This is a genomic window from Pseudomonas capsici, from assembly GCF_017165765.1.
Classification (GTDB): domain Bacteria; phylum Pseudomonadota; class Gammaproteobacteria; order Pseudomonadales; family Pseudomonadaceae; genus Aquipseudomonas; species Aquipseudomonas capsici.
In genome coordinates this window covers 366818-388417 of record NZ_JAFGZD010000001.1, presented here as the reverse complement: position 1 = coordinate 388417, position 21600 = coordinate 366818, and the positions used below count along the sequence as shown (strand labels likewise).

16 protein-coding genes are annotated in these 21600 nt (G+C 58.2%); 8 read left to right on the top strand and 8 right to left on the bottom strand.

Features of this window, described 5'->3' with window-relative positions; all coding sequences use genetic code 11:
* The first annotated feature begins 4 nt into the window (after nucleotides 1-4).
* The 4 genes from JSY17_RS01675 (at nucleotide 5) to JSY17_RS01660 (ending at nucleotide 6609) form a co-directional block, all read left to right on the top strand.
* Nucleotides 5-3196 (top strand): efflux RND transporter permease subunit, encoded by a 3192-nt coding sequence (locus JSY17_RS01675; protein ID WP_117187137.1) that lies wholly within the window; start codon nucleotides 5-7, stop codon nucleotides 3194-3196.
* A complete protein-coding gene (locus JSY17_RS01670) occupies nucleotides 3196-4593 on the top strand; it encodes an efflux transporter outer membrane subunit (RefSeq protein ID WP_122371281.1) in 1398 nt (465 codons plus the stop codon). The genes JSY17_RS01675 and JSY17_RS01670 overlap by 1 nt, the downstream gene beginning before the upstream one ends.
* 142 nt (nucleotides 4594-4735) lie before the next feature.
* A complete protein-coding gene (locus tag JSY17_RS01665) occupies nucleotides 4736-5836 on the top strand; it encodes a tetratricopeptide repeat protein (protein WP_200998242.1) in 1101 nt (366 codons plus the stop codon).
* Between the two features lie 407 nt (nucleotides 5837-6243).
* Nucleotides 6244-6609, top strand: a complete 366-nt coding sequence (locus JSY17_RS01660; protein WP_117180852.1) for a histone-like nucleoid-structuring protein, MvaT/MvaU family — start codon at nucleotides 6244-6246, stop codon at nucleotides 6607-6609.
* 582 nt (nucleotides 6610-7191) lie between these two features.
* Here the strand turns inward: JSY17_RS01660 and JSY17_RS01655 are convergent.
* Nucleotides 7192-7734, bottom strand: coding sequence for a DUF4946 domain-containing protein (locus JSY17_RS01655; protein ID WP_117165133.1), 543 nt, complete (start codon nucleotides 7732-7734; stop codon nucleotides 7192-7194).
* A gap of 155 nt (nucleotides 7735-7889) precedes the next feature.
* Between JSY17_RS01655 and gloA the strand changes: the two genes are divergently transcribed.
* Nucleotides 7890-8411 (top strand): lactoylglutathione lyase, encoded by a 522-nt coding sequence (gene gloA / locus JSY17_RS01650; protein WP_117180853.1) that lies wholly within the window; start codon nucleotides 7890-7892, stop codon nucleotides 8409-8411.
* Between the two features lie 80 nt (nucleotides 8412-8491).
* Here gloA and ahpF read toward each other — a convergent pair whose 3' ends face one another.
* The 3 genes from ahpF to JSY17_RS01635 all read right to left on the bottom strand — a co-directional run bounded on the left by ahpF (nucleotide 8492) and on the right by JSY17_RS01635 (nucleotide 11803).
* Nucleotides 8492-10054 (bottom strand): alkyl hydroperoxide reductase subunit F, encoded by a 1563-nt coding sequence (ahpF, locus tag JSY17_RS01645; RefSeq protein ID WP_206401212.1) that lies wholly within the window; start codon nucleotides 10052-10054, stop codon nucleotides 8492-8494.
* A gap of 124 nt (nucleotides 10055-10178) precedes the next feature.
* Nucleotides 10179-10742 carry an alkyl hydroperoxide reductase subunit C gene (gene ahpC / locus JSY17_RS01640; protein ID WP_025259928.1) on the bottom strand — a complete coding sequence of 188 codons (564 nt, stop codon included), beginning with the start codon at nucleotides 10740-10742 and terminating at the stop codon, nucleotides 10179-10181.
* A gap of 101 nt (nucleotides 10743-10843) precedes the next feature.
* Nucleotides 10844-11803 carry a site-specific integrase gene (locus JSY17_RS01635; RefSeq protein WP_206401211.1) on the bottom strand — a complete coding sequence of 320 codons (960 nt, stop codon included), beginning with the start codon at nucleotides 11801-11803 and terminating at the stop codon, nucleotides 10844-10846.
* A 176-nt stretch (nucleotides 11804-11979) separates the two neighbouring features.
* Here JSY17_RS01635 and JSY17_RS01630 point away from each other — a divergent pair, with 176 nt between their 5' ends.
* The gene (locus JSY17_RS01630) at nucleotides 11980-12987 is read left to right on the top strand and encodes a DNA-binding protein (RefSeq protein ID WP_206401210.1); all 1008 of its coding nucleotides are present in this window, start codon (nucleotides 11980-11982) and stop codon (nucleotides 12985-12987) included.
* Between the two features lie 145 nt (nucleotides 12988-13132).
* Nucleotides 13133-14161 (top strand): ABC transporter substrate-binding protein, encoded by a 1029-nt coding sequence (locus tag JSY17_RS01625; protein WP_117180857.1) that lies wholly within the window; start codon nucleotides 13133-13135, stop codon nucleotides 14159-14161.
* 95 nt (nucleotides 14162-14256) lie between these two features.
* Here JSY17_RS01625 and JSY17_RS01620 read toward each other — a convergent pair whose 3' ends face one another.
* From JSY17_RS01620 to JSY17_RS01610, 3 genes are all read right to left on the bottom strand, one after another.
* The gene (locus JSY17_RS01620; protein WP_206401206.1) at nucleotides 14257-16644 is read right to left on the bottom strand and encodes a TonB-dependent receptor plug domain-containing protein; all 2388 of its coding nucleotides are present in this window, start codon (nucleotides 16642-16644) and stop codon (nucleotides 14257-14259) included.
* A 335-nt stretch (nucleotides 16645-16979) separates the two neighbouring features.
* Nucleotides 16980-18017, bottom strand: coding sequence for an NADP(H)-dependent aldo-keto reductase (locus tag JSY17_RS01615; RefSeq protein ID WP_206401205.1), 1038 nt, complete (start codon nucleotides 18015-18017; stop codon nucleotides 16980-16982).
* 135 nt (nucleotides 18018-18152) lie between these two features.
* On the bottom strand, nucleotides 18153-19964 hold the full coding sequence (locus tag JSY17_RS01610) for an ABC transporter ATP-binding protein (RefSeq protein ID WP_206401203.1): 1812 nt from the start codon (nucleotides 19962-19964) through the stop codon (nucleotides 18153-18155).
* A gap of 89 nt (nucleotides 19965-20053) precedes the next feature.
* On the opposite strand from JSY17_RS01610, the gene JSY17_RS01605 reads away from it, so the two are divergent.
* Nucleotides 20054-20485, top strand: coding sequence for a DUF1810 domain-containing protein (locus tag JSY17_RS01605; protein ID WP_206401403.1), 432 nt, complete (start codon nucleotides 20054-20056; stop codon nucleotides 20483-20485).
* Nucleotides 20486-20490: 5 nt separating this feature from the next.
* Here JSY17_RS01605 and JSY17_RS01600 read toward each other — a convergent pair whose 3' ends face one another.
* Nucleotides 20491-21564 (bottom strand): DUF1615 domain-containing protein, encoded by a 1074-nt coding sequence (locus tag JSY17_RS01600; RefSeq protein ID WP_117180862.1) that lies wholly within the window; start codon nucleotides 21562-21564, stop codon nucleotides 20491-20493.
* Nucleotides 21565-21600 lie beyond the last annotated feature (36 nt).

Here is a 21600-nt window from a genome sequence, read left to right as displayed (position 1 = left end):
TCCGATGAACTTCTCCAAATTCTTTATCACGCGGCCGATCTTCGCGGCGGTGCTGTCACTGCTGATCCTGATCGCCGGTGCCATCTCGCTGTTCCAGTTGCCGATCAGTGAATACCCTGAGGTGGTTCCGCCCACTGTCGTGGTACGTGCCAACTTCCCCGGTGCCAACCCCAAGGTCATCGGTGAAACCGTTGCTTCGCCACTGGAACAGGCCATTACCGGCGTCGAGAACATGCTCTACATGTCTTCGCAGTCGACGGCCGACGGCAAGCTGACCCTGACCATTACCTTCGCGCTGGGCACTGACCTGGACAACGCGCAGGTGCAGGTGCAGAACCGTGTGACCCGTACCGAACCCAAGCTGCCCGAGGAAGTGACCCGTATCGGTATTACTGTGGACAAGGCGTCTCCCGACCTGACCATGGTCGTGCACTTGACCTCCCCGGACAACCGCTACGACATGCTGTATCTGTCCAACTATGCCGTGCTCAACATCAAGGATGAACTGGCACGACTGGGCGGCGTCGGTGACGTGCAACTGTTCGGCATGGGCGACTACTCGCTGCGTGTCTGGCTGGACCCGAACAAGACCGCTTCACGCAATCTGACCGCCACCGATGTGGTCAACGCCATTCGCGAACAGAACCGCCAGGTTGCGGCAGGCCAGCTGGGTGCGCCGCCCTCCCCGAGCGCGACCAGCTTCCAGATGTCGATCAACACTCAGGGCCGTCTGGTCACTGAAGAGGAATTCGAGAACGTCGTCATTCGCGCAGGCGCCGATGGTGAAATCACTCGCCTCAGGGATGTCGCCCGCGTGGAACTGGGCTCCAATCAGTACGCACTGCGCTCGCTGCTCAACAACAAGCCGGCGGTAGCCCTGCCGATCTTCCAGCGCCCGGGCTCCAACGCCATCGATATCTCGAATGACGTGCGCAGCAAAATGGCCGAGCTGAAAAAGGGCTTCCCCGAAGGCATGGACTACAGCATCGTCTATGACCCGACCATTTTCGTGCGCGGCTCCATCGAGGCGGTGATCCACACCCTGTTCGAAGCCCTTATCCTGGTCGTTCTGGTGGTGATCCTGTTCCTGCAGACCTGGCGCGCCTCGATCATCCCGCTGGTTGCCGTTCCGGTTTCGCTGATCGGTACATTCGCGGTCATGCACATGTTCGGTTTCTCCCTCAACGCCCTGTCGTTGTTCGGGTTGGTACTGGCCATCGGGATCGTGGTCGATGACGCCATCGTCGTGGTGGAAAACGTCGAGCGTAATATCGAACTGGGACTGTCGCCCATGGAGGCAACCCACAAGGCCATGGGTGAAGTGACGGGGCCGATCATCGCCACGGCACTGGTGCTGTGTGCGGTCTTCGTACCGGCGGCGTTCATTTCCGGGCTGACAGGTCAGTTCTACAAGCAGTTCGCTCTGACCATTGCCATCTCGACCGTGATCTCGGCCTTCAACTCCCTGACCCTGTCGCCGGCTCTGGCCGCGGTACTGCTCAAGGCTCATGGTGCGCCAAAAGACCGATTCTCGCTGTTTCTGGACCGGATACTCGGTGGCTGGCTGTTCCGTCCCTTCAACCGTTTCTTCGAGAAGGCCAGCCATGGCTATGTCGGCACAGTCGCCCGTGTCATCCGCAGCAGCGGCATCGCACTGCTGGTTTACGCTGGCCTGATGGTCATGACCTGGATGGGCTTTTCCAGCACGCCGACCGGTTTCGTACCAAGCCAGGACAAACAGTATCTGGTCGCCTTCGCTCAGTTGCCGGACGCTGCCAGCCTGGATCGCACCGAAGATGTCATCAAGCGCATGTCCGATCTGGCGCTGCAACAGCCAGGCGTGGAAAACGCCATCGCCTTCCCGGGCCTGTCGATCAACGGCTTCACCAACAGCCCCAACAACGGCGTGGTGTTCGTTGCCCTCAAGGACTTCGACCAGCGCAAGGACCCGAGCCAGTCGGCCAATGCCATCGCGGGCGCGCTGAACGGCAAGTTCGCCTCCATTCAGGATGCTTACATGGCGATCTTCCCGCCACCGCCGGTACAAGGACTGGGCACCATCGGCGGCTTCCGTCTGCAGGTCGAAGACCGTGGCAACCTGGGTTATGACGAGCTGTACAAGGAAACCCAGAACGTCATCGCCAAAAGCCGCAGCGTGCCGGAACTGGCAGGTCTGTTCACCAGCTACACCGTGAACGTGCCGCAGGTCGATGCCGCCATCGACCGCGAAAAAGCCAAGACACACGGCGTTGCCATCAGCGATATCTTCGACACCCTGCAGGTTTATCTCGGCTCGCTGTACGCCAACGACTTCAACCGTTTTGGCCGTACCTATCAGGTCAACGTTCAGGCCGAACAGCAGTTCCGTCAGGAGTCGGACCAGATCGGGCAACTCAAGGTGCGCAACAATCTGGGTGAAATGATCCCGCTGGCGACTTTCGTCAAGATCAGCGACACCGCAGGACCCGACCGTGTGATGCACTACAACGGCTTCATCACCGCGGAAATCAACGGTGCCGCAGCCCCTGGCTACAGCTCCGGACAAGCCCAGGCGGCCATCGAGAAACTGCTCAAGGAAGAACTGCCCAACGGCATGGTCTACGAGTGGACTGACCTGACGTACCAGCAGATTCTTTCGGGCAATACCGCGCTCTTTGTCTTCCCGCTCTGTGTGCTGCTGGCCTTCCTGGTACTGGCGGCTCAATACGAAAGCTGGAGCCTGCCGCTGGCCGTGATCCTGATCGTACCGATGACACTGCTGTCGGCCATTGCCGGGGTCATCCTTGCCGGTAGCGACAACAACATCTTTACCCAGATCGGACTGATCGTGCTGGTAGGCCTGGCGTGCAAGAACGCGATTCTGATCGTCGAGTTCGCCAAGGATAAGCAGGAAGAAGGCCTGAGCCCTCTGGATGCGGTACTGGAAGCCTGCCGCCTGCGTCTGCGTCCGATCCTGATGACGTCCTTCGCCTTCATCATGGGTGTGGTGCCACTGGTGCTGTCCAGCGGTGCCGGTGCCGAGATGCGTCATGCCATGGGCGTGGCGGTGTTCTCCGGGATGCTCGGGGTGACCTTCTTCGGCCTGCTGTTGACGCCGGTCTTCTATGTGCTGATCCGTAACCATGTCGAACGCCAGGATGCCCGCAAGGCAGCCAGGGCACAGAAACTGAACACCTTGTCTGCGGAGATGCATTGATGAGCGCGCTTAAACTCTTCGCTCCGAGCCTGCTGGTTCTGGCGCTGACGGCTTGCGCCGTCGGCCCGGACTACAAGGTACCCGAGACGGCTCCGGCAAAAATCGCCTCGGCAGCCCTGGTCAACCATGACCGCAGCAAAGTGGATACCCTGTGGTGGCAGCAGTTCGAAGACCCGACCCTGAACACGCTGGTCAGCCGCTCCCTGGAAGGCAACCGTGACCTGCGCGTCGCCTTTGCCCGCCTGAAATCGGCACGGGCGATTCGCGATGACGTCAGCAATGATGCCATGCCGGTGATCACCAGCCGTGCCAGCAGCGATCTGGGCAAAGGTCAGCAACCGGGCACCACCGAGCGCCGGGTCAATACCGAGCGCTACGATCTGGGTCTGGACATGGCCTGGGAGCTGGACCTGTTCGGGCGCATTCAACGGCAACTGGAAGCCAGCGAAGCCGATCAGCAAGCCGCCGAAGCCGATCTCTATCAGCTTCAGGTCACACTGATTGCCGAAGTGGTCGATGCCTACGGCCAATTGCGCGGCGCTCAACTGCGTGAGGCCATCGCCCGGGACAACCTGAAGAACCAGCAGGACTCCCGAGGCGTGACCACCCAGCTGCGCGATGCCGGCGTCGGCAACGAACTGGACGTGGTACGCGCCGACGCCCGCCTCGCCGCTGTCGAAGCCAGCGTGCCGCAATTGCAGGCCGAGCAGGTGCGTCAGCGCAACCGCATCGCGACCTTGCTGGGCGAACGGCCTGAAAGTCTCAGCGTGGATCTGAGCCCGGCAAAACTGCCCGCTATCGCCAAGGCCTTGCCGATTGGCGATCCGGCGCAGGTCTTGCGTCAACGCCCCGATATCCGTGCCGCCGAACGGCAATTGGCTGCCTCCACCGCGCGTATCGGAGTGGCCACTGCCGATCTGTTTCCACGGGTCAGCCTGAGCGGCTTTCTGGGCTTTACTGCCGGACGCGGCTCGCAGATAGGCTCGTCGGCTGCCAGGGCCTGGGCCCTGGGGCCCAACATCACCTGGGCGGCTTTCGATCTGGGTAGCGTCCGCGCCCGGATCCGCAGCGCCGATGCCGATGCCGAAGGCGCGCTGGCCAACTATGAACAGCAAGTCCTGCTGGCCCTCGAAGAATCGGAAAACGCTTTCAGCGACTACGACAAACGCCAGCAACGCCTGCTGGCGCTGATTCGCCAGAGTGAATCGAGTCGTGCCGCAGCGAGGCTGGCATCCATTCAGTATCGCGAAGGCACGGCAGACTTCCTGGTTCTGCTGGATGCCGAGCGGGAACGTCTGGCAGCCGAAGACTCCCAGGCTCAGGCAGAAATCGAGACCTATCGAGGAATCGTGGCCATCTACAAGGCGTTGGGTGGTGGCTGGCAACCCCAGGCCTGATCGCCTGGCAAGCCATGAAAGCCCTGCGTTCCCTGAACGCGGGGCTTTTTTCCGTCCCGTATTTGCAGGCTATACACGATTGAGGTTTGACAGCAGCCAGTCACTGCCCGAAGCTTCATGCCGTCTGGAACTGGAACCCGGTATGCCCAAAATGCCTTTACAGGGCTCATCGCCTCACCCTGGCACCCGACGCCGCAAGCTGGTCGGTATCGCGGCTGCACTGATAATACTGCTGGTGCTGTCATTGGTCGTGTGGTCATGGCGCAGCCCCCCTGCCCAACCCGCCGCCAAACTGAATCACACCTACGCCCAAGCCATGCAACAGGCCCACGATGGCAAACCTGGCGCAGCGCGCATGCTTTATCAGCAACTGGCGCGTACGGACCTTTCCCCCACCCACCGTATGGCCCTGCTGGCCGAACTGGGCAATTATCCCAGCCCTCAGGCACTCAAGTTACTTAATAACGGCCTCAAGGACCCGTCGCCCGAAGTACGTCAGGCGGCCATCGAAGCCAGTGTGCAGCTGATCCCTGATAACAAGCGCAGCCTGTTGCTCGGCCCATTGCTGGAAGATGCCGAACAATCCGTGAGATTCAGCGCCACCCGCGCCTTGCTGGGATTGTCTGCGGATGATCTGGGCCTGTATTTCGCCGTTCTGCAACAAAGCGCCGAAACCTACCAGGAAGCCTTGAAAAACCAGCCCCAGAGTGCACAGAACCAGTTGCAACTGGCAAAGCTCTATCTGCAGACCGGAGATCTGGAGCCTGCGCTTTCAGCTCTCAAGAGTGCCATTGCCCTGGACCCGGACAACATCGAAGCCGCCCTGGCACATATCGAACTTCTGGACAGGAAAGGTCAGGCAGATCAGGCCCGCAGCCTGTTTGCGAAGTTACTGGAACGCAACCCGGAGTCTTCCCTGCTGCAACACGCACTGGGTATGTGGCTGCTGCATCATGGACAGAGCGAGTACGCACTGCTCAGCCTGGCAAAAGCGGCAGAACTTGAACCGGGGAACAATGATTACCGCTATGACCTGGCGGTAGCCTTGCATGACCTTGACCAACTGGAAGCCGCACAGAAGCAGCTGGTACAGATACTCCAGAACCAGCCTGCCAACCGACGGGCTCGAATCCTGTTGATCCAGTACTGGAAAGAAAACGGCCAACTGCAGAACGTGCAGGTCTTGCTGGCGGAGCTGGAACAGCAGAATCCTGATGATCCGGCATTGCAGCAGGGACTCTAGGCGCCTGACAGACAGGCGCTGCACCTGCCCGAAAGTAAGCATTTCGCGTCTTTTTTTAACCTGATCCGACATGTTTCAGACATCTCTCACTCCAAACCTAATATCGGAAATAACTTACAACGTGCTTCGCCCGATAACACAAGCAGTGATAGAAACCGCCAACTGATGAAAGCAATTTCATTTAATCATTTTCAAGAATACTATTTTCTAACTCGTAAAAAACGTGCATTATTTACAGGCAACTGATTATAACTACCCACTCCACCGGCATGCATGGCGGAACGCTTAGTTTCATCATTGAAAAATGCCGGAGCCGGGTAGGAACCAAACGAGCGAGTCGGCCTAACGTTTTTGTCATATCGCTTTATCGGGCTATCAACAGCCACTACACCGTTGGAGTATTTTATTTGTCCAGACTTGCCGAGTTCCGCGCAGCAGAGAAAGCCCTTCAAGAACAGCTTGCACAGCTGGAATCCCTGAAGAATGACGCCGGACTGAAAAAGGAGATTGAATTCGAACAGAAACTTCAGGATCTGATGAGCAGCTACGGCAAAAGCCTGCGCGACATCATTGCCATTCTCGATCCTGTCAGTTCCACTTCCCTGGTTACCCCGGCTCCCGGCCCAAAACGCCGCCGTGCACGGGTTGTAAAGGTCTATCAGAACCCGCACACAGGCGAGCTGATTGAAACCAAAGGCGGCAACCATCGCGGCCTCAAAGCCTGGAAAGAGCAATACGGCGTCGAGACTGTCGATTCCTGGCTGCGTGCCTGATCGTACTTTCTCGTCAAACCAGGCCCTGCATCTGCAGGGCTTTTTATTGCCCTCTCTCAACAGAACTCATATATATGAATGCACGAGTATGCATGATTCATATAGACACCTCACACTTCAGCATGAAGTGCATATAACGCCACCGACATACCGCATACCGTCTTCACGCAAAAATAATGACGCCAATAAAATTTCCCTGCTATCCAACATAATGCTCACTGCTGCAACTTGAACATACGTCGCCTCATTCAGCATCCCGACAGCCTGGTGAAGATTTGTTACTCGATGTAAAGCACATTGCTAGCATGACAACACATCCGCTTCACCGAAGAGTCATCGTCAATATTTTTTCAGTAGCCGCTATACGAAGACGCTAACTTTTTGACGAGCGGTAAAAACGTCCGACAAAGTCACAGGACCTGCCCGGATGATTTGCCTCCCTCGTACCCAGGAGCAATAAACATCAAGTCAGGACTTCACATTTTTTTCACACGTCTTCTTACAAGATGAAGACCGCTAAAGGAATAGCGCCCCATGCCCGCTTCGGCGGGCTTCTTTTTGCCTGCAGGAAAATCCCATGGCCTAAGGGGCCGAATCCAGCTTCAGACTCTCCCTGATACGCAGGACTTCATCCTTGTTGGCCGCATAGCCATCGACCGATCCGGCATAGGACAGCGACCACGCCATCTCCTTGTTCGCCGCCGCCACCAGGGTCTGGGTCAGCACATGCACGCCGTTCTGAGTGACGGTGCAGGTGGTTTCCATCGAAGGAATCACACTGAGCTGCCCTTCACGCACATGGGTGCAAACGCTCTGCATGCCGCTGCGGGCAAAATTGATCTGGATCGACTTGCGCATTTCCAGCAAAACAGCCTGAACATTGACCTCATGGCCAGGCACCAGACGTGACTGGGTCAGCTCCATCACCATACTCGGATTACCGGCCTGATCGTTTTTCACTGCACGTTGTCTGACTTGCACGGACGGTTGAGTGGCGGGGTCTGCTGCCGGCAGCGATTCCACCTCCCAACCCGCCGGCCAGATGATCATTGCATCGGCGGCATGCGCACCTGCCGCAGACAGGCACAGGCTGATGAACAAGGCTCTGCATGGCAAGAAAGTCATGATCGAAGCTACTCAGTACAGGAAACTGGAAATTCTGAGCCTGTCGCCCGCCACGAGCAAGGGGCGAAGCACTTTTGATCCGCGCAAGGTTTGGCAGCGGCCGCCCTGCCCCGTATCATCTGGCAATTTTTTTGAACACTCTGTTGGAGATCCCCATGAGCCTGCAAGAACTCAACACCTTCCCTGGCGTGACCGCCGAACCCGAAGCGGCCACCCAGCGCTTCGTGTTCAACCACACCATGCTGCGCGTCAAGGACGTGACTGCCTCGCTGGATTTCTACACCCGCGTACTGGGTTTCAGCCTGGTAGAAAAGCGCGACTTCCCGGAAGCCGAGTTCAGCCTGTACTTCCTGGCACTGGTCGACAAGTCCCAGATCCCTGCCGACGACAAGGCTCGCCACGAGTGGATGAAATCCATCCCGGGCATCCTGGAACTGACGCACAACCACGGCACCGAAAACGATCCGGCTTTCTCCTACCACAGCGGCAACAGCGACCCGCGCGGCTTCGGGCATATCTGCGTATCCGTGCCGGACGTGCATGCCGCCTGCGAACGCTTTGAAAAGCTTGGCGTGGACTTCCAGAAACGCCTGGCCGATGGGCGCATGAACAACCTGGCCTTCATCAAGGACCCGGATGGCTACTGGGTGGAAATCATCCAGCCAACGCCGCTGTAAATCCCTCCTGCACCGATAGCACGGCAGATACTGAAAAGCCCCATGATCGCTCATGGGGCTTTTTGTTCTGCCAGCTTCAATCAGGCCGGAGCAGACGTACGGATCAGGTGATCGAAGGCGCTCAGGGAAGCCTTGGCACCCTCGCCCAGGGCGATGATGATCTGCTTGTAAGGAGCAACCGTTACGTCACCGGCACCGAAGATACCCGGAACCGAAGTCTCGCCCCGTGCATCGACCACGATCTCGCCACGTGGCGACAACTCGACGGTACCCTTGAGCCATTCACTGTTAGGCAGCAGGCCGATCTGCACGAAGATACCTTCCAGTTCGATGGTCACTTCTTCACCGTTCACACGGTTCTTGTAGCGCAGGCCGTTGACCTTCTGCTCGTCGCCGGTCACTTCAGTGGTCTGGGCGCTGGTAATCACAGTGACGTTCGGCAGGCTGTTCAGCTTGCGCTGCAGGACTGCGTCGGCACGCAACTGTACATCGAATTCCAGCAGGGTCACGTGGGACACGATACCCGCCAGGTCAATGGCTGCTTCCACACCCGAGTTGCCACCACCGATTACCGCAACACGCTTGCCTTTGAACAGCGGGCCGTCGCAGTGCGGGCAGTAGGCAACGCCCTTGTTGCGGTATTGCTGCTCGCCTGGGACATTCATCTCCCTCCAGCGGGCACCGGTGGCCAGAATCACGGTCTTGGCCTTGAGGCTCGCACCACTGGCGAACTTCACTTCATGCAACTCGCCGGCCTTGCCGGGGATCAGTTTGTCGGCACGTTGCAGGTTCATGATGTCGACGTTGTATTGCTTGACGTGCTCTTCGAGCGCAACGGCCAGTTTCGGGCCTTCGGTATGCTGGACCGAGATGAAGTTCTCGATGGCCATGGTGTCCAGCACCTGACCGCCGAAGCGCTCGGCCGCCACACCGGTACGAATGCCTTTGCGTGCGGCATAAACGGCAGCTGCCGAGCCGGCAGGACCACCGCCGACGACCAGAACGTCGAAAGCGTCCTTGGCATTGAGCTTTTCAGCCTGGCGGGCACTGGCACCGGTGTCGATCTTGGCGAGGATTTCTTCCAGGCCCATGCGGCCCTGGCCGAACAGTTCGCCATTGAGGTAGATGCTCGGCACCGACATGATCTTGCGTTCGGTCACTTCATCCTGGAACAGCGCACCGTCGATGGCGACATGCTTGATGCTCGGATTGAGGACTGCCATCAGGTTCAGGGCCTGAACGACGTCCGGGCAGTTCTGGCAAGACTGCGAGAAATAAGTCTCGAAATGGAACTCGCCTTGCAGGGCGCGAACCTGTTCGATGGTTTCCGCGCTGACCTTGGGTGGGTAGCCGCCGGTTTGCAGCAACGCCAGGACCAGCGAGGTGAATTCGTGTCCCATGGGAATACCGGCAAAACTCAGGCTGATATTCTGGCCAGGGCTGTTCAACGAGAACGATGGCTTGCGTGCATCGGTGCCGTTGTCTTGCAGAGTAATGTCTTTGGAAACACTGAGCACATCGTTCAGCAGAGCCAGCATTTCCTGGGATTTGGCGCCGTCATCAAGGGACGCAACGATCTCGATGGGGCGAGTAACCCGCTCCAGGTAGGATTTCAACTGGGCTTTAAGATTGGCGTCCAACATGTGGCGACTTCCTATTTTACGAAGGTAGAAAAAACAACGCCCAGGCGATGACCGCCCGGGCGTTTTTTGGGGCGATGCGGTTTACTTGCTCAAGAGCTCAAAGCCCCTAGCCGTTTCATACGACTCAGATCTTGCCGACCAGGTCCAGGGACGGAGCCAGAGTGGCCTCGCCTTCTTTCCACTTGGCAGGGCAGACTTCGCCCGGGTGAGCAGCAACGTACTGAGCAGCCTTGATCTTGCGCAGCAGCTCGGAAGCGTCACGGCCAACGCCGCCATCGTTCAGCTCAACGATCTTGATCTGGCCTTCAGGGTTGACCACGAAAGTACCGCGGTCAGCCAGACCGGCTTCTTCGATCAGCACGTCGAAGTTGCGGGAGATCTGCAGAGTAGGGTCGCCGATCATGGTGTACTGGATTTTGCCGATTGCTGGCGAAGTGTTGTGCCATGCAGCGTGGGCAAAGTGGGTGTCGGTGGAAACGCTGTAGATCTCAACGCCCAGTTTCTGGAACTCAGCGTAGTTGTCAGCCAGGTCTTCCAGCTCGGTTGGGCAGACAAAGGTGAAGTCGGCTGGGTAGAAGAATACGACAGACCATTTACCTTTGAAGTCAGCTTCCGAAACGTCGACGAAAGCACCGTTCTTGAATGCGGTGGCTTTGAACGGTTTTACTTGGCTGTTGATAATAGGCATCGGTGAATCTCCTGATGGGTTGTGAATTCGATGGAGTGAAGCTTACGCACGATTGATGACAAAGGCTCATTGGCAAACCTGATGTCGCTTATTAGTTTTGCCTATCGGCGAAGCTTATTAATAGAAGAAACCTTCAAGTCGTTCACGTCCCCGGAAGGACCGCTGAACGGAACCGGCTCAATGTAACGCATCGCAGACTTCATGTCCCGCCACCCCACGTAAGCCATGAGCGACTTGAGGTCCCATCCGCTGCGATGTGCCCAGGTGGCAAACCCGCGGCGCAACGAGTGGCTGGTGTATTGATCGGCGGTGATTCCTGCGCGTTCGAAGGCCTGACGCAGCAAGGGAATGACACTGTTGGCATGCAGGCCCTCCTCGCTCAGATTGCCCCAGCGGTCGATGGCACGGAATACCGGGCCGCTTGCAAGCGCCGAGCAATTGACCCATTCGATGTAAGCCTGCACAGGACACAGCCGTTGCAGGGCCGGGGTCTGGTAGGTCTTGCCGATATTATCCCGATCCCCTTTACTGCGCGGCAGATAGAGACTGATCCCCGATTCGGGAACCGCCTTGATATCCTCGACTTGCAGGCGACACAGCTCGTCACTGCGAAACCCTCGCCAGAAACCCAGCAGGATCAGCGCCGCATCGCGACGACAGCGCAACAGGTGCGCCTGATCGTGTCGCATCAGCGCTTCCCTCGCCTCTGCCTCAAGCCAGGCGACTACGCGCTCCAGATCCTGCAATTGCAAAGGCTCGGCCTGTTTCTCCTGAGCGGGATGCAGCGCACGTATGCCCTTGAGCACCTTGCGCACCATCGCGGACTTGGTCGGGTCGGCAAAACCCTGGCTGTTATGCCACTGCGCCAATGCCGACATGCGCAGCTTCAGGGTATTGACCGACAGCGTCGCGGCATAGGCCGCCAGATAGCGAGCCACACTCTCGCTGGTGGCGGGCAGAAACCCGCCCCAGGTCACCTCGAAATGCTCGATGGCCGCTCGGTAGCTGCGCCGGGTGTTATCCCGGGTCGCAGCTTCGATATAGCGATCAACGTCATTCATGGCCCTTCTCCCCTTGTGTACTGCGCATGTCGCCCTTGCAGGCCAGACAGGCTTATGACACGGGATAATACGCCAATATCACGGGTTAATTGATTACAAATTCAACGCCTCAAGGCAATCTCATATAGTATGTAATTACAGGATACATACCACAGTACGAAATCGTAGGAGGCAGTATGGCCCGCGGCGGTGTAAACAAGGCGCTGGTGAACAAGGCACGGCTTGCCCTGCTCTCTCGCGGGGAAAACCCCAGCATCGATGCTGTACGGGTCGAAATGGGCAATACCGGCTCGAAAACCACTATCCATCGCTATCTCAGAGAGCTGGATGAAACCGACACCACGCCTCCTGCCATCAACGATGAACTGACGGATCTGGTAAGCAGGCTTGCCCAGCGCCTGCAGGAACAGGCTCAAGAACGTATCGACCTGGCCCGCGACGAGCACGACGCCAGCCGCAAAGCCCTGCAGCAGGACATCACGACCGCACAGCAACGAATCGACGAACTGCAAGAGAGACTGATGCGCCAGACCGATGCTTTCGAGCAACAGAGCGCCGCCCTGCTCCACACTCAACAGACACTGCAAACCGAGCAGACGGAAAATGCCAGACTGCTGCAGGCCAACAGCGACCTGGAAGCACGCCTGCAAGACAAGGACGGGCAGATTCATTCACTGGAAGAAAAACACCGGCACGCCCGGGAAGCACTGGAGCACTATCGCAACTCGATCATGGAGCAGCGCACCCGCGAGCAACAACGCCATGAAGGCCAGCTTCAACAGGTCCAGATGGAACTGCGCCAGGCTCAGCAAAGCCTGACCATGCGTCAGGAGGAAATCACTCGCTTGAACCGTGACAACGAAAGACTGCTGACAGAAAGTCGCAACGTGGCAAGAGAGCTGAACGATCACAAGGACCTGCTGAGCCGGGCCACTCAACAAGCTGCCAGCACCAGCGAACAGCACCAGCATTCCCAGACACAATGCGCCCTGCTCGAAGAACGCCTGCGCACCGCCCAGGACGAAAACATCGAACTCAAGCAGAACCTGACGGACACTCGCCAACAGAATCGCATGCTGGAATTGCTGCTGATAAAGAAGGAAGCGGCACTGGAACACCTGCGCGAGCCCACCGAAAAACCAAAGCCGAAAAAGGCTTCGGGCAAGGCCCAGCCGGACCAATGAAAAGCGGCGCCCGACCTGAGTGGCGATTATAAATAGCCACTATTTATTCATCATATAATTATTCTTAAATGTTATTTAATTAAGATTTTTTATGCAGATAAGCTCACTCCACATCCGAATAGATCCCTGGAAGCTGGAGCCCTGTATGCAAAAACCCACGAAACGCCTGTCTCGCCTGGCAACCGCCATCGGCCTGGGTGCTGCACTGATGTCCGGCGCACTGATCATGCCTGCCACCGCGCAGGCCGAAGGTGAAATACGGATTGCCGAACAGTTCGGTATCGTCTATCTGCTGCTCAATGTTGTCCGCGACCAGAACCTGATCGAGAAACATGGCAAGGAAGAAGGCCTGGAAATCAAGGTCGACTGGACCCAGCTCTCGGGCGGCTCGGCAGTGAACGATGCCTTGCTGTCAGGCTCCATCGATATCGCAGGTGCCGGTGTCGGCCCGCTGCTGACCATCTGGGACCGCACAAAAGACAGACAGAACGTCAAGGCCGTCGCTTCGCTGGGCAACTTCCCGTATTACCTGGTCAGCAACAATCCCAAGGTCAAGACCATCGCCGACTTCACGGAGAAGGACCGCATTGCCGTGCCGGCCGTGAGCGTTTCCGTACAGTCGCGCTACCTGCAATATGCAGCCGCCAAACAATGGGGTGACAAGGAATACGCCCGCCTCGACAAATACACCGTCAGCCTGCCGCATCCGGACGCTGCTGCCAGTCTGATCGCCGGTGGCACCGAGCTGACCGGGCATTTCTCCAATCCGCCCTTTCAGGAACAGGAGCTGAAAAATCCTGGCGTGCATGTTGTGCTCAACACCTACGACCTGCTGGGACCAAACTCACCGACCGTGCTGTTCGCCACCGAGAAATTCCGTAAGGAAAACCCGAAGACCTACAAGGCATTCATTGAAGCCCTGTCGGAAGCCGAAGAGTTCGTGCGCAAGGACATCGGCGCTGCGGCAGACACCTACATCCGCGTCACCAAGGCAAAGATCGATCGTGCCGAACTGCTGCAGATCATCGACAAACCGGAATTCCAGTTCACCATCACCCCGAAAAATACCTATCCGCTGGCCGAGTTCCTGTACCGCGTCGGTGCGATCAAGAACAAGCCAGAATCCTGGAAAGACTACTTCTTCCAGGATGCCAAACCGCTGCAGGGTAGCTGAAAGCCATCACCTCACCCCTGTCGCCCGACAGGGGTAACCCCCTTACAAAAAAACGCTCCCGCCATAAGCGGGAGCGTTTTTTTACAACCCAAGCATTACCAGTTGTAGGTGGCACGTGCGTAGTAAAACGCGCCGCTATACCCATAAGGTGAAAACGTGCTGTAAGCCAGGTTGCCGCCACTGGACGCGAACTCGTTCAGCTTCTCGGGGTATTCATCGGTAACGTTGTCGCCGCCCACGGTGAAGACCCAGTTCTTGAGTTTGTAATCCACGGCCAGATCCAGCAGCCAGGCCGCCTTGAACGTCTGGTCGTTGACTTCAGCAGCCTGATAGCTGGTGAACTCGCCGTAACGCACCAGGTTGGAGTGCAGCGTCCAGTTGCCGATCGTGAAATCGTTGGCCAGGGTGAGCTTGTGCTCCGGCGTGGTATCACCCAGCAGGCCGATGCGCTCGCGACGATCTACACGCACCAGGTTGACACCCAACTGATCCAGCACCGCCGGGTTGGCTTTTACGCTGGTAACCTTGGTGTGGTTGTAGTTGTAGCCCAGGGTGCTGTTCCAATCCACACCGTTATCGAACTGATAGCGGTAGTTGGCAACCAGATCGACGCCATCGGTGCTGGTGTCGGTGGCATTGGTGAAGTAACGGACACTGGTGTAGTTGATGTCAGTGATGCCATTGGCCTGCAGATAGCTGGTTGCAGCGTTGTTGAGCACCAGGTTGGATGACAGCGAGATACGGTCACGGATATCGATACGGTAGACATCCGCCGTCACGGTCAGGTTGTCCAGCGGCTTGAGCACCAGACCCAGGCTGTAGTTGCGGGACTTCTCGGCCTTGAGATCCTCGGCACCCAGAAGTTGCGCCACATTGCTGCTGGCCGGGAACGTCCCCGCCTCCTGGATGGTGTTGCCGATCAGTTGCGACGAGGTATAGGTAAAGTTCTGCTGAGCCAACGACGGCGCGCGGAACCCTGTCGAAACACTGCCGCGCAAGGCGATCTGCGGCGTGAAATCATAACGCGCCGAAACCGAACCGCTGGTATTGGAACCGAAGTCGCTGTAATCCTCGCGACGTACGGCAGCCGAAACGCCGAGTTTCTCGGTGATGTTGGTTTCCAGGTCCAGATACTGGGCAAAGTTGTGTCGCGAATAGCTGCCCGCATCCGCCGCACGGAAACCGCCAAGCCCCGAGCTGCCGGTCTGGAAGTAGGACTCGGCCTGGCCCGCCTCGATCTGGTAGCCCTGATGCAGATACTCGGCACCGAACGCCACCGACACCGGATACGGCAACCACGCCGCACTGAACTCACGGGACAGGTCCAGGCTGAGCTGCTTCTGGTCGTTGGTCAGCGTGCCGTTGTAGAACGAGCGCGGAGTGGCCAGCCCCAGAGAAGTGTTGATGGTCTTGGTGCGCAACTCGTAGGAGTTCTTGCCATAGTTGGCAGACAGATCGTAATGCCAGTTATTGGCAAGCTCGCCACGCAAGCCCGCGACCAGAGAAGTATCTTCCAGAGTGCCGTGAATCAGCGGCAGGTAACCATTGGGATAAATGGCCGGGATGTTGTTCGAGGCGTTGCTGGCCCGATAGAACGCCGCCGTTTCGCCGCGACGCTTGCTGTAGCCACCAAAGCTGTAGAACTCGGCAGCATCGCTGAAGCTGTAGCCACCGTTGAACTGGATCTTGCCTTCCTCGGTTTCCGGTTCACCCTGACGGAATACATGCTGGCCATAAGTGGCAGAACCGATGCTTGCAGCGCGAAAGTCATTACCGGCACGGTCGGTGTAGTCGTTGTTTGCCCCCTCACCGGAAAGGTTGAGGAAACCATTGCTGCCCAGGGCAAAACCGGTGTTACCCGAAATATTGCGCTTGATGCCATCGCCCTTCTTGTACTGACCGTACTGTGTGGAAATCGAACCGCCATGGTCGCCTTCCTTGAGAATGACGTTGATGACCCCGGCGATAGCATCCGAGCCATAACGCGCCGACGCACCGTCGCGCAGCACTTCGATATGATCGATGGCCGACAGCGGAATGGCGTTCAGGTCCGCTGGTGCCGAACCACGTCCGACCGCGCCCCCGAGATTGACGAAGGCCGAAGTGTGACGGCGCTTGCCATTGACCAGCACCAGCACCTGATCGGGCGACAGGCCACGCAATTGCGCAGGACGTGTCAGTTCAGCGCCATCCACCAGACTGGGGCGCGGAAAGTTGATCGAAGGAATCAGACGGGCCAGTACCGCACCCAGCTCTCCAGAGCCGGAATTGCGCAGGCTGTCGCCGGAAATGACATCAATGGGTGACAACGAAGCGCTGGCGGTGCGCTCCTGAGCCCGGGTACCGGTCACGATGACGGTATCGAGCGTCTTGCTCTCTTCCTTGGCCTCCTCGGCCAGTGCTGCGGCGCTCCAGGTTCCGGCAGTCAGCAAATTGGCTGACAAAATGGCCGTCCCCAGCAAGTGTCGTTTGAAACTCCCCATACCGCTCCCCTTTTAAATCCCTGACCCCAGGCCTCTCTACCCGGGTAACAACGAGCGATCCGTGCGGCGGACGGTAGCGTTCATCGATATGTAATTAGGTTCTCCGGTTGTCCGATGGCTTATAGCTTAATGCCATTAATGGTAAGTTTTTAAATACCATTAATGCATAAGAAGCTACAAATGCGTTTGCACACGCACAAGACAGGAGCGAACTCATTCGCGAACAGGGATTTGCGCACCAAAACGGGGAGATTTCCGCGACTTGATCGGCGTCGATTTCAGCCGCCAGTCGCGGGCAAGCCCCCCCTGCCAAAGATTGGGAGGGGGGCTGTATTTTATGGAGCCGGGTTGGGCTGGCCGACATGAATCGCTTCGATACCGGCAACGACCTCATCGGACAGCGAGACATCGATGCTCGCCAGATTGACGGCCAGTTGCTCAAGCGTGGTGGCACCAATGATGTTGCTGGTCACGAACGGACGGCTGGTCACATAGGCCAGGGCCATTTGTGCCGGGTCCAGACCGTGCTGGCGAGCCAGTGCCACGTATTGCGCGGTAGCGCGCTCGGCCTGCGGATTGTTGTAACGCTGGAAACGCTCGAACAAGGTCAGACGACCATCGGCCGGACGTGCGCCGTCGAGGTATTTGCCAGCAAGCACACCGAACGCCAGTGGCGAATAGGCCAGCAGACCGATCTGCTCGCGAATGGCGATTTCCGCCAGGCCGATTTCGAAGCTGCGGTTAAGCAGGTTGTACGGGTTCTGGATGGAAACGGCACGCGGCAGGCCATGGGTTTCGGCCAGGTGCAGGAAACGCTGAGTGCCCCACGGGGTTTCGTTGGACAGACCGAAATGACGGATCTTGCCGGCCTTGACCAGATCGTTCAGCACCGCCAGGGTTTCCCCGATCTCGACCGCCGAGTCGTCCGGGTCATGCTGATAACCCAGCACACCGAAGAAATTGGTCTTGCGGTCCGGCCAGTGCAGTTGGTACAGATCCAGATAGTCGGTGTTCAGACGCTTGAGGCTGGCCTCCAGCGCGGCGGTGATATTGGCGCGATCCAGGCGCGGGTTGCCATTGCGGATATGCTCCATGCGGCCAGGGCCTGCCACCTTGCTGGCCAGTACCCAATCCTTGCGATCACCGTACTTCTTGAAGTATTCGCCGATGATGCTTTCGGTCTTGGTATAGGTTTCCCCGCGTGGCGGCACCGGGTACATTTCGGCGGTGTCGATGAAGTTGACGCCAGCCTTCTTGGCCAGCTGGATCTGCTCGAAAGCCTGGGCCTGGGTGTTTTGCTCGCCCCAGGTCATGGTGCCCAGCGCGATGGCGCTGACCGAAATATCGGTCTTGCCCAATGAACGAAATTGCATCGATGTCTCCGTCTGGTTCAGATAAAAACGAGCGCGTTCCTGCGCTTGGCAAAGAGGCCCTATAAAACGCCCTCAAGCCAACAGCTGCAAGTGTTTTGTTGGTGTCCGCCAGTCAACACCTGCGTGCCAGAGCGCTTAGCGATAACCCTGGGCCTGCAGATCGAACAGCCTTGCGTAGTGGCCACCGGCAGCCATCAAGCTGTCGTGATCGCCACGCTCCAGCACCCGCCCATGCTCGAGTACCACGATATGTTCAGCGTTGCGCACGCTGGAAAAACGATGGGAGATCAACAGCGTCATGCGCCCTTTGGCGTACTCGCGAAAACGGTCGAATACCGCGGCTTCCGCTGCCGCATCCAGCGCAGCCGTCGGCTCATCGAGAATCAGGATATCGGCATCGCGCCGCATGTAGGCGCGGGACAAGGCAATCTTCTGCCATTGCCCGCCGGACAGCTCCTGGCCACCCTTGAACCAGCGACCCAACTGGGTGGCATAGCCCTTGTCGAGCTGTGCAATGAAAGATGCCGCCATGCCCTGGGCAGCCGCCTCCTTCCAGCGGCTCTCGTCATCGAAGGCCGTGATATCCCCTACGCCAAGGTTCTCACCCACCAGGAACTGATAGCGGATGAAATCCTGAAAGATCACTCCGATACGGGTACGCAAGGCGTCTTCGTCCCACTCCTGCAGATCGCTGCCATCGAGCAGGATGCGCCCGCGATCCGGCCGATAAAGACGAGTCAGCAGCTTGATCAGCGTAGTCTTGCCCGAACCATTGGCCCCCACCAGAGCCACGCTGCGACCGGGTGCCAGATGCAGATCGATATTTTCCAGTGCCGGCTGGCTGGAACCTGGATAGCTGAAGCTCACCGCTTCGAAACGCAGGCCATCGCCGGGTGCAACGCCTTGGGTCAGCCTGCCGGACCGTGCCTGAACCGGCTGTCCCAGATATTCATAAAGATCCGCCAGATACAGGCCATCCTCGTACAAACCGCTGATGGCCATCAGGCTGCTGCTCACTGCGCTCTGCCCCTGTTTGAACAGCACCAGATACATGGTCATTTGCCCAAGCGTGATACGCCCGTGTACGGCATCGACAATCACCCAGGCATACGTCAGGTAAAAGGCCGCAGTACCCAGTAATCCCAGCAGGAAACCCCAGCCATCGCGGCGTATGGTCAATTGTCGGTCTTCGGCATACAGACGCTCGAAAGTATCCCGGTAGCGCTTGAGCAGCAGCGGCGCAAAACCGAACAGCTTGACCTCCTTGATATGAACCTCGTTGGAGAGCAGCGCCTCGATGTAATTCTGCTGGCGTGTTTCCGGAGCGCGACGGGCAAACAGCCGAAAGGCATTGCCCGAAAAATGCGCTTCGGCAAAGAACACCGGCAATGCACCCAGCACCAGAATCAACAGCGCCCAGGGTGAAAAATGCACCAGCAGCACAGCGAAACCCATCAGGGCAATCAGGTTCTGCATCAGCCCCAGGGATTTGGTGACCAACGCCAGCGGCCTCACCGACGCCTCACGCCGGACCCGCACCAGCTTGTCGTAGAACTCCGAATCCTCGAACTGCAGCAGCGAAAGAGTCTGGGCCTTCTCCAGAATCAGGGTGTTGACCTTCTGCCCGAGCTGTACCCGCAACAAGGCCTGCTGAACCGATAACGCCCGTTGAGCGGCGGCCAATAACGCCAGCACGCCCGCCTCAAGCAAGACATAACGCAAGACCGGCCACAGCGGCGCATCGCCGGTGGCCGTATTGAGTTCGATGGCAGCCAGTACCGAATCGACGATGCGCTGCCCCAGCCAGGCGGCCAGCGCAGGCAGCAGACCGGCAATCAGGGTCGCCAGCACCAACCCGAGGGACAAGATTCGTGAAGTGGTCCAGACTAGCTGCATGGCGCGGATTGCCTGCTGCAGGAAGGAAGTCAAACGAGGGACAAAGGACATGCGCGCAGGAACTCTTGAAACAGCAATGAATTGAGAGCAGGCCTGATATAACAAAACGACCCCGGCCCCACGTGAAAAAGAGGCACATGATGGACGACGCTTACGACCTGCAACGCTTCGTCAACGCTCAGGAGCCGGTTTTCCGCCAGGCACTGGCCGAACTGGAAGCCGGCAGAAAGCGCAGCCACTGGATGTGGTTTGTATTTCCGCAGATCAAGGGCCTGGGACGTAGCGCCATGGCGCAGCGCTATGCCATCAGCGGCCTCGATGAAGCCCGGGCTTATTTGCGACACCCACTGCTGGGGCCGCGTCTGGAGCTGTGTGCAAAAACCATCGCACCTCAGGTGCAGCGGTCGGCTCGACAGATTTTCGGCTCCCCGGATGATCTCAAGCTGCATTCGAGCATGACCCTGTTTGCAGCCGCAGCCCCGGAACACCCATTGTTCAAGGAAGTGCTGGACACCTTCTTCGATGGTGAACCGGACGCCATCACTCTGGAGAAACTGCAAGCCTTTCCCTGAAATCTTCAAATGCCTGTCGAAGAGCGCTGGATACAGCGCTCGCGTCGCTCATCGACACGCTCGGCAAACCAGGCCGTTGTCAGTTTGCGGGTAATCTTCGGACTTTTCAGGACAATGCCGGGCAGTACGGCACGCGGCAGCGGCTTGCCCTGAGTTTTTTGCGCCAGTTCGAAGACTCGGGTGTAAAGCCGGGTTTCCTCGAACTCGAACGTGTCACCCTGCTTGAGCTGATTCCAGATGGCCGAATTGCTCATGTCCAGACGAGCGCCCAGGGTGCGGACTGCCAGTTCCGTCGAGCCCGGCGACGTCGAATCGTAGCGAATCAGGTCGCCATCCAGTGCCAGCTCGATCCCGGTGGCAAGGCTGACCGCATTCTGGAAAGCCGCATTGCGGCTGGCATACCAGCCGGCATTGAAATCCGCGAAACGATAGATCGACTGCGTGTAGCTCGCTGGATAGCCGAGCAGATGGGCGATACCGAAATACATGCCACCGCGACGGGTAAAGACCTCACGGCGGATCGAACCATCGACCGGATAGGGATAATTGGCCGCCTGTTTTTCGGCAAAGGCAATGCTGACCTGCATCGGCCCGCCGGTACGCACCGGATTGAAATTGCCGAACAGGGTCTGCCCCAGCGGCACCATGCCGATGAAGTCATCGAAAATGGCGCTCAGTTCCTTCTCGGTACGAGCCGCCTCCAGCCGCGCTCCATAGGATTTGCCACTGGGCGAGCGGATCCGCAGGGCAGCGTTGACCAGCGCAGCAGGGATATGCAGCCGCGAGGCACGTCGGTCGATCTCGGCACGGGCGATCTTCGCCATTCCCGGCACGGTCGGATCGACCTGATAAGTGGACTCCTGCTCGGTCACCGCCAGCACGGAACACAGATTCTCGGTAGTCAGATCGATTCTCTGTGCCACGAACGCGGCATAGATATCGCCAGCCCATGCCTGACGATCCGGAGTCTTGGGCGGCATCAGGCGCACGATCTTCGCCCGCGCCTGATCGGGGCTCAATTCCGGTTCTTGAACCCGCTGGCTGCTGCATCCGGCAAGCGCCAGTGCAAGGCTCATCATGAGCGTTCCAGACTTCATTCCCTTCAATGGCTTACC